Annotated in this window: 7 protein-coding genes and 1 pseudogene; 5 read left to right on the forward strand and 3 right to left on the reverse strand. The window is 35.4% G+C overall.

Features of this window, described 5'->3' with window-relative positions; translation table 11 throughout:
* Positions 1 to 144: 144 nt before the first annotated feature.
* Positions 145 to 1125 carry a carbohydrate kinase gene (locus tag F6K54_RS33125; protein WP_293087577.1) on the reverse strand — a complete coding sequence of 327 codons (981 nt, stop codon included), beginning with the start codon at positions 1123 to 1125 and terminating at the stop codon, positions 145 to 147.
* A 338-nt stretch (positions 1126 to 1463) separates the two neighbouring features.
* Here F6K54_RS33125 and F6K54_RS33130 point away from each other — a divergent pair, with 338 nt between their 5' ends.
* From F6K54_RS33130 to F6K54_RS33145, 4 genes are all read left to right on the forward strand, one after another.
* The gene (locus F6K54_RS33130) at positions 1464 to 1787 is read left to right on the forward strand and encodes a response regulator transcription factor (protein ID WP_293087580.1); all 324 of its coding nucleotides are present in this window, start codon (positions 1464 to 1466) and stop codon (positions 1785 to 1787) included.
* A gap of 156 nt (positions 1788 to 1943) precedes the next feature.
* Entirely contained in the window at positions 1944 to 2249 is a 306-nt protein-coding gene (locus tag F6K54_RS33135) for a hypothetical protein (protein WP_293087582.1), read from the forward strand.
* A gap of 578 nt (positions 2250 to 2827) precedes the next feature.
* Complete coding sequence (locus tag F6K54_RS33140) at positions 2828 to 4288, forward strand: hypothetical protein (RefSeq protein WP_293087585.1); 1461 nt, start codon at positions 2828 to 2830, stop codon at positions 4286 to 4288.
* Between the two features lie 1249 nt (positions 4289 to 5537).
* Positions 5538 to 6383 (forward strand): hypothetical protein, encoded by an 846-nt coding sequence (locus tag F6K54_RS33145; protein ID WP_293087588.1) that lies wholly within the window; start codon positions 5538 to 5540, stop codon positions 6381 to 6383.
* A gap of 811 nt (positions 6384 to 7194) precedes the next feature.
* On the opposite strand, the gene F6K54_RS43910 is transcribed toward F6K54_RS33145, so the two are convergent.
* Both F6K54_RS43910 and F6K54_RS33150 read right to left on the reverse strand, forming a co-directional pair.
* Complete coding sequence (locus tag F6K54_RS43910) at positions 7195 to 7560, reverse strand: PEP-CTERM sorting domain-containing protein (RefSeq protein WP_375342019.1); 366 nt, start codon at positions 7558 to 7560, stop codon at positions 7195 to 7197.
* A pseudogene (locus tag F6K54_RS33150) lies at positions 7552 to 8358 on the reverse strand (choice-of-anchor L domain-containing protein); the annotation flags it as partial. The gene F6K54_RS43910 and the pseudogene F6K54_RS33150, both read right to left, overlap by 9 nt.
* Before the next feature lie 302 nt (positions 8359 to 8660).
* Between F6K54_RS33150 and F6K54_RS33155 the strand changes: the two are divergent.
* On the forward strand, positions 8661 to 8792 hold the full coding sequence (locus F6K54_RS33155) for a hypothetical protein (RefSeq protein ID WP_293087594.1): 132 nt from the start codon (positions 8661 to 8663) through the stop codon (positions 8790 to 8792).
* The last annotated feature ends 720 nt before the right edge of the window (positions 8793 to 9512 follow it).

Here is a 9512-nt window from a genome sequence, read left to right on the forward strand (position 1 = left end):
TCCGAAAAGAGGCTTGACCTTGGAGGCTGGTGCATTGTTAGCGCAGCTCCTCTGCAAGAGGCAGCAGAAAGACCTAAGAGCGCGATGGTTAGGAATCCCGCGCTGTCACGCAAGTGCAGCGTCGGGAGGATGTCAATATCTATCTTAGTTACCCAAATAGCTACTGCAAAATGCCTCAACTTCATCTGCAGTAGGTTGAGCAGACATTGCTCCTATTTTAGTAGTACTTAAAGCGCCAACCGCACTAGCATAAGTGACAATTTTTTTTGCTACCTCTGGTTGCTGTAGTTGACGAATACCATATTGGCGCAACTGATGTACAAAACCTGCAACAAAGCTATCACCAGCACCAGTAGTATCTACCACATCCATGGAAAAAGCTGGTACTTTACCTTCATTTTCTGACAAGTAGTAAGCACAACCTTGATCGCCAGCAGTTATTAATGTACCTTCTACTGAATGTAGTTGGTAAGTAATTGCAGCAGGTTCGGTAGATTCAAATAACCATTCAGCTTCTTCTATAGAGAGTTTGACAAAATCCACTCTTTTTAGTAAGGAATATATAAGCTCTTTAGCTTCATCTGGATTAGGCCAAAATGAAGGACGCCAGTTGACATCTACCATGATTTTGACATGGTATTGGTCAGCCAATTCAAGAGCTTGGTAAATTGCTTGTCTGGTTTCAGGATAAGCTAGTCCAAGGGTTCCTAAGATTAAAAAATCACCATGCAAAAATAAAGATTCTGGCAAAAGTTCAGCTTGTAAATGGGTATCAGCAAATTCTGTTGTCTGGCGATCGCCAAAACCAATAAATTCACGTTCCCCTGTTGTAGAGTGTAATACATAGATCTTTCGTGTTGGTGCGTCAGAATTTTGCTGGATACCCGTAGTGTCTACTCCCACTTCTTGCAAAAGTTTTACCAGTGTTTTGCCTTCTGTATCTTGACCTACTGAACTAATTAAAGCAGTAGGAGTCCCTAGTTTGACTAAACCACAAGCAACATTGGCGAGGGCACCACCAGGGTAAGTTGTCCAAGTCTGAACTTGATTTAGAGGTATTCCGGGTCGATCAGCCAAACAATCAAATAAAATTTCACCGAGACAGAGAACATGAATATGGGTCATATTGATTAGAGTATATCAAGTTATATGTAGGTAGGGAATTTTTGAATATTTTAGTGATGATTAAAATCTAAGGTATAGCAGGGAACAGGAAAAAGTGGGAAAAATATTTCCCTGTCTTACGGTTTATTATCCGCATCAGTCCTAACCAACCTATTCTTTATTCTTTGCTATATATTTAAAATCAATATTTTTTATTTTTTGAAAAACATAATTAACTAATTTTATCCTCCCTCAGCTTTATTCATACTTTTCCCACTTATAGATTGTCATTAAGGTGAATTTTGTCAAGATGTCTCTAAAATTATAATTAGGCAGATCTACATATATAGGCAAAAGTTATGACTGGTTGTGAGTCTCAAACCAAAATATCCCTTTCTGAAAGGGAACTTCAAGTTGTGGAGCTAGTGGCAGATGGGTTGACTAATGAAAAAATCGCCGAGAAGCTAGAAATTAGCAAGCGAACGGTCGATAATCATATCAGTAATATTCTGAGTAAAACTTCAACCCATAATCGAGTAGAACTGGTTCGTTGGGCTTTGCAGTGGGGCAAAGTATGTTTGGATAGTATCAACTGTTGTAATTTACCAGATACAACTGAACAATTGGTACATCATAGCTTAGAGGGCGATCTATTGGGAAGTTCATTAATGGATAATGGATAATGGATAATGGATAATGGATAATGGATAATGGATAATGGATAATTACCTCTCCCTAAAGAGGATTGGCTAAAAGGAAAGAATTTATTTTTTTCCCCTTCAAAGGGGAGGCTAATAAAACTGAATTATTTAATTATTAATTATTCGGTAAATAGTAAAATGCAGACTGCGAAACAAAAACAACAACGTTATCAAATTAGCTGCCAGGGACTACCACTGGCAGTATATCGAGAAGTAGCAGCTCATTTGCGTCAAGTCGGCAAAGTAGAAGTGGACTTATTTTTGACTCCTGCCTCAGAACCATTTGACTATGAAAAAAGCCAAATAGGAAGTCTGTGGCTGGAGTATGCTGAAGATGCTGAAGATGCTGTCCGTCAAAAAGTAGACCAAATATTGGCCTATTATCAATCTAGATTTGGGCCTTGGGAAGCAAATCAAATTTCAGCTAATGGTGAGGGAGATTAGTGATTTCTTAAATATCAGGGACTAATTACTGTCCCCTCTCTCAATTTTTTTAGTAATTATTAGACCTCTCCCGAAATAGAGAGAGTAGGGAGTAGGGAGTAGGCAGTAGGCAGTAGGGAGTAGGCAGTAGGGGGAAAGAATTGATTATTTATGTGCGATAATTGATTTTATTTTTTATGATTGGAGATGTCTATTGTTCTAATATCTGGCCTGGAAGTTACTTTAGAATATCAAACAAAAGTCTTAATTATCAGTAGTTAATATCAACATAATTATATTTTTTCTAGGGATTAAGATAGAATTATTATAATTATCAAGCAGAATTATAGAGAAGCATTAAGCCGTCAGCTATTAGCTAGCCTCCTAGGTCGGAACTACGTTAACAGCTATTAATTTTGAGGAAGATAAAAGCAACCTTTAAAATTGAGAAAAAATAAAAGTTACTGGCAAAGTCCCTTTCCTAAACCTTAGAAGTAATTAATCATTACTAATTGCTGACTGCTGACTGCTAATAGCTGAATGCTTACAATTATAGTAATTCTGAATTAATTAACTATTGAAACATTAGAGATGTTGCTATGCCTCCAATACCATCTTATTTAATCCCTCTAGTAATTGTTTTAGTAATTGTACCATCTGTGGTTGCTATATTATTAAGAATTTTACTTCATTTTGACTTAGTAAATCAAGGAAATAAAGTCAGAAGACTAATTAATCAGCAGTCAGTAAATAAGCCAAGATTTATCGAATATTTAGAAGACAGATTTACAGACGCAAGTAGTAAACTAGAGCAAGTTAATACAGGAGCATTAATAGACCAAGTTTATAGTAGACAAAGATTATTTGGATTAATATCTTATGAACAAATAGAATATTTATGTCGAATTTTACCTAATCTACTTGTGTCTTTTGGATTATTAGGTACTTTTATTGGCATTACCATTAACTTGACTTCTTTAAGTCAAACAGTTAGTGATACTAATGCTACCGATGTTAGTAGTTTGCTCAGGGAATTACAAGTACCATTACAAGGCATGGGAATTGCTTTTACTAGCAGCTTAGTAGCAATATTATTTAGTGCAGTAATTACATCAGTTAATTTTATTTTTAATACTAGCCTTGCCAAAACTAGATTAATAAGTTTAATAGAAGACTATTTAGATAATATTTACTTACAAACAATAGAAGGTCAAACTCAGCTAGATAAAGTAGTAAAAGCAGTTGCTTATTCTTTTGAAGGATTTTTAACCAGATTTGGTCAAACAGTCAGAGTAGGAGTAGAGTCAGCTCTACAAGATAAAATTCAAGAAATTCATAATGCTAATACTACGACGAGTAAATTAGCAGAACAGACTTTTGTGCGATTAGGAGAAGCTGCTGCTACAGTGGCAAAAAGTTCTAAAGATTTTCAGATGGCAGGGGATAAATTTCTAGAAGTAGCACAGACATTTGAACATAGTCAATTTCCGCAAAAGTTAGCTAATTCAACAGCAGAATTAGCCAATATTCAAAGTAATTTTTCTCAATCAACTTCCACTCTAGCTACTGCTGTTCAAGCAATAGAAATAGTAGTCATTGAACTACAGGGATATAGTAAGAGACTAGCAAAGTTTGGAGAACAAATTACCAGTAATAATCAAACTTCATTAAGACTATTAGAATCTCATCAAAGTAATCAAAAATCTTTAGCTGAGATGATTCGACAATTACAAGAAGCATCACAAGGTTTTCAATTAGCGGTGGGAACTCTGGATACTTTACAAAGAAGAGTAGTATCTAAAGCAGATAATTTAGATGAAGTACAAATTCAACTCAAAACTTTAGCAAATGCCTTAAATAATTCCACAGATGGTATTAGTCAGAGCATTAAATCTTTAGGAGACCAAATAGGGAAAGGTATGAGTAATCAAGCCAATCTGAATAATTCCCATTTAAGCGTTATTGCCACAAATTTACAGGAATATATCAGTCAAATGAAAGAAACTAAAAATGAAATTTATCGGCTGACACATATTATAGATAGATTAGCAAATAAGTAGATGTCATTTCAGTGTAAGCATTCAGCCGTCAGCCATCAGCCATCAGCTATCAGCTATTAATTTTGGGGAAGGTAAAAATAATTGAGAAATTGAGACAGAATAAAAGTTACTGTTAAAGTTCCCTCCCTAAATCTTAGAAGTAAAGTTACTGTGTAAGCATTCAGCCGTCAGCTATCAGCTATCAGAAGAGTGCTTTTATCACTCACTAAAAGCAATATTTAATTAAGCTAGAAAAATCTGACTAAAAGTCAGTTCCAAAGTCTATATTCATTTAAAACTTGTCCTTAAGCACAAGGTATTATTGCTGAAGTCCGCAGTTCCTCCGGAGGAGGCTAGCTGATGGCTAATAGCTGAATGCTTACGTTACTGTTAAAGTCCCCTCCCTAAATCTTAGAAGTAATGAATAATTAGGGTTTGCTGATAGCTGACTGCTAATAGCTGAATGCTTACATTTCAGTTATCAGTTATCAGTTATCAGTACTTCTGCAATAAGGATACAAGAAAATACAGAATCTTCTTTTATCTTGGTGACAGTTCGCTCCTCCAAACCCTCTCTTGGCAAAATAATGACTTTTAAATATCCTTTTTTCTGACCTATTTTACCCACATTCCGCACCACAAAATGTAGCAACCGAAGAAGGAGTCAGGAGTCAGGAGACAGGAGACAGAATTTTAGAAGAAAATCATAGCTGCCGTGATTGAGTAATCATGTATAGCAAGTATTTATGCGTAAATTTTTTACTCAGAATTTGATGAATGAAAAAAGTATAGCGCTGTGCGCAGGCAACAGCTCCGGAAGGCAACAGCTAATCTGGGGGAATAAAAAGCTAATAATATAAGACTTTTAGCTATTTGATACCTCCTGTAATTTGTAAATATGCCAGCGCACATTGCTATAATTTGAGATAATTTGCATAGTATAAATACTTACCAAGTTACAGATTTATATGCTACTTTTAATGATACGCTCTTGAAGTGCGGAATGTGGGATTTTATCTACAACATAACTATTGGGAAATATCCATTTTATAGTAACTACATAACTTCTCTCTTTTATCAAGTTTTATGTTAAGAAAGATGTGGGTAATGGATAGAATTATAGAATCCGGTTATACAATATTTTTATAATTCTATAATTACTTCAATATTCAATCTCCCTCACTCCCCCACTCCCCCACTCCCCTACTCCCCACTCCCCCACTCCCCTACTCCCTACTCCCTACTCCCTACTCCCTAATTTAAAATAATTATGCGTCATCGTTCACGACTTGTTGAAGATAATCGCGACCTAGAAATTTGGCCTGCGTTTACAGACTTAATGTCTAACTCTTTTATGATATTAAGTTTATTATTGCTATTAGCTATTATTAAATCTCTGTTTATAGAGACAATTTCTGATGCCAACGAAAATCGTGCCCTACAACTGCAACAAGAAATTACTAATTTACAAAATCAAATTCAACAAAAGACTGGTGAAGTAACAGGTTTACAAGGACAAATTGGTAATTTACAAAATCAAGTAACAAAATTACAAGGATTAGTAACTACCTCTGAAAATGAACTAGAGCAAAAATCAAATAGAGTTACACAACTAGAAACAGAAATTGAAAAATTGAAGTCTCCACCTGTGATAGTAATTAGAGATTCTCAGTCTCGAAGATTTGAATCAGGAAGTGCCGAAATATCGGGAGATTTAAAAAGTTTTATTGAGGGAGATTTAATCAAACAAATAGAAGATTTTGCTAAGGAATATAAAGGTTATGTTGTTGAAGTAATAGGTCATACTGATGGCCAGGTAAATCAGAGAAGTGGAAGTAATTTAGATACTCAGTTAGAAAGAGTTGCTAAGGGTAATGAATCTGTTAATAGTTTAGTACCAGGTTCAAATGCAGATTTAGGTTTGATGCGTGCTTTATCTGTTGTACAAGAACTTCAAAAAAATCCCCGTTTGAAAAAATTGGGGTTAAAATTTCGGGCTTATTCTGCAGCACAATTATATAATCCTGGTGGAGATTTTGCCGGGGCAAATCGTAATCCAAATCAGAGTCGGCGTCGAATAGAGGTTCGATTTACTCCTAGCGCTGTTGAGAGGTAGGTTAAAGTCTACATTACCGCACGACAAAACTAAGTCAAAAGTCAAAAGTCAAAAGTCAAAAGTAAGAAGTCAAAAGTAAGAAGTCAAAAGTAAGAAGAAAATTATAGTGGTTAATAGGAATCAACGATTCAGTAAGTATTTATGCTTAACATTATAACCTACATTCCGCACTTCAATTTGTAACATGAACATTAGTATAAAACTCTGAGGATGTTTAAGTATTTATACTATATAAATTATCTTCGTTTACCTCGATCAAGAGTCAAATTCTCAGTTAAATATTAGGTATAAATAGGGTTTGCTGAATAAGTATGAGTGGTAGGGGTAGAATCCAGAATCCAGAATCCAGAATCCAGAAGTCAGGAGGAATGGGAATTATAGAAGAAGTAGTCAGAAGAATCGTCCCTTGATTTTCTACCCCTATCTTGCCGAAAATCTTAGATTTTTGAACCATTACCACCTAAAAGCGGGTACTTTATTAGCACCTGAAAAGGGTAAAACCTTTACCTGTCAAGACTTTGATATTTAATCAGCAAGCCCTAAATACTTATTGAATCGTTGACTACTATAATTTTCTTCTTACTTCTTACTTTTGACTTTTGACTTTTGACTTAGATTTTTATGCTACATTTTGTCGTGCGGAATGTGGGTTATAAATTTTTTGGTGGGTGATATCAAATTCGGTAGCATAGTTATAAAATCTTTTGAAGTCAGGAGTCAACACTCAGGAGCTAGGAGTCAGGTATAAAAATTTGGAAATGGTGAAGATGGGGAATGTTTTTATACTTAATTAAACAAATTTAATACAATCTTAAACTTTGTTGATTTTTCTCTTGAGCGACGAACCAACAAAACCAATTACCAACAACCCAATTAATACAGAAGGTTCAGGTACATCTGCGGTGGATTGAGATTTAGGTACATCTACATTTGATTGAGAATCAGATACATTGATATTTGATTGAAAATCAGAAACACCTACAATTGATTGAGATTTAGGTACATCTACAGTGGATTGAGATTTAGGTACATCTACAGTGGATTGAGATTTAGGTACATCTACAGTGGATTGAGATTTAGATACATCTACAGTTGATTGAGATTTAAGTACATCTACAGTGGATTGAGATTTAGATACATCTACAGTTGATTGAGAATCAGGAACACCTGTAGGCATATCTGAAAAACTATTTGCCTGGATAAATACAGCAGAATCGAGAAAAGCATCACCAGCATCAGCGATCGCTAATCTAATATGATGAGTTCCAGCACTCAGTCCTAGTGCTTGTGCAGTAAATAGATTAGTAAAACCATCATATTCTATATCAAAAAATGGTCCACCCTCACTGGGGTCATTATTGTTGAAAAATTCCGGATTACTAGCATCAATACCTAGAGGTCTTCCTCCATTAACTGTATTGATGGCAACTGGAGTAGATGTACCAGGGATTAGAGCAATATTGATTCCATTGAGGAAGAAACCGAAAACATCATTGTAATCATCATTTGTCCATTCTACATATTCTTCAGAGGCAAATATGTAATTGAAGTAAAGGTCTCCTCCTTCACTTTCAAACTCAAATTCCAGAATTGTTGCATCCTCAGTAGCAAATCCAGGAATCAACTTATCCAAGTCTGAATCTCCTGGCAATTCATTGTCAGTAGTTTTCTTATCTGAACTATTCGGAGCTTCAGCATCCGTAGCTGTACCTGTAGTCAGAATAATACCACTATCGATACCAATACCAGATGATAATCCATCGGTGAAAATTCCTGAAGCACCTGCTGTACCTGTATAGTTGATAGAATCTGGTGCAATGGTAATCCCACTGCCTAAAATTTCATTAACTAAATCATTGCCATTACTGGTAGGAGTTATAGAAATTGCTTGAGCTGCTGTAATGCCACTAAGAGCAGCGAAAGTTGTTCCAGCAAAAGTCGCTGAAAGTTTTTTGATGAATTGTGAAATAGTCATAGCTAGATTAACCCTGAAAAAGTAAGATGTTGACATTACATAGTTGAGTTGTTTGTTTATTCCTCAACATATTCTTATTATCAGTAAATTTTCGGATTTTTAGTGTGATTCGGATCTTGAAGAGGTGGTGATACTTACTTAAGTATATTTGTGAACGCAGGTAATTAGTATTGGGAAAGCGCTCAAATATAAAAATTTCTGGAATAATTATGAATAAAGAACTGTATCTAGCTACTAACTGCTGAGTCCCGACTTCTTTTTTATATACTGCAAAAGTAGTAGATAAGTATTCAAGGTAACAGATGCAAGAACACCATTTTTTATTACCTACGATATATCAGTTACAACATATTACTTACGACATATCAGTTACGATATATTACTTAGTTTTCTTCAATAATCACAAAGAAGTTGATCGCTATTACTCAAATTAGGATTAGTTTGCAAATAATCATATACCTTAAAATTTCGCAATCAGGACTAAAACTCACACTCAAAACATTAGCCTGATGAGTATTAAATTGAGCGCAGCATAAGTTGCTCCAGAATTATGTTTTGCGACTTTTAAGGTTTGATTTTTATTTAGGGTTTGCTGATTAAATATCAAAGCATTGACATATAAAGGTTGAGCGCATTTTTTGGTCTAAAAAAGTGCCAGCTTTTCGGCTCAAAGAGCTGCATAAAGCTAGTATTTTGGGACTATTATGGCAGAAAAATCAAGGAACAATTTTTCCGACTACCTCCTCTATAATTTCCATTTCTCCTGTCTCCTGTCTCCTACCCCTACTAAAAGACTTTTGAGCGCAAACCCTATTTAACGATCTGTCTCATAAATGAAAAATGATCGCTCTTACAGCACTTTCCGCTGCCCGTGAGGTACACCCCGAAGCGGGCAAGATGCCCGCACTGCAATATTTTCACCATTCACCCTGTACATCATTTGCCCGAAATCTGCTGTATCTAAAATATTTATAACTTTAGTAATTTTATTTGCGTTTTATATCATGTCCGGTTGAACAGTTATAAATAAATAACGACGGAGGAGTCAGGAGTCAGGAGTCAGGAGTCAACCCACCCCTAACCCCTCCCAGGAGGGGAAGACTGAAGTTGGAAGAAGGAAGAAGAAGAACTGGAGTTGAAGGAGAAAGTTTTTT

The sequence above is a fragment of the Okeania sp. SIO3B5 genome (assembly GCF_010692555.1).
In the GTDB taxonomy this organism is placed as follows: domain Bacteria; phylum Cyanobacteriota; class Cyanobacteriia; order Cyanobacteriales; family Microcoleaceae; genus Okeania.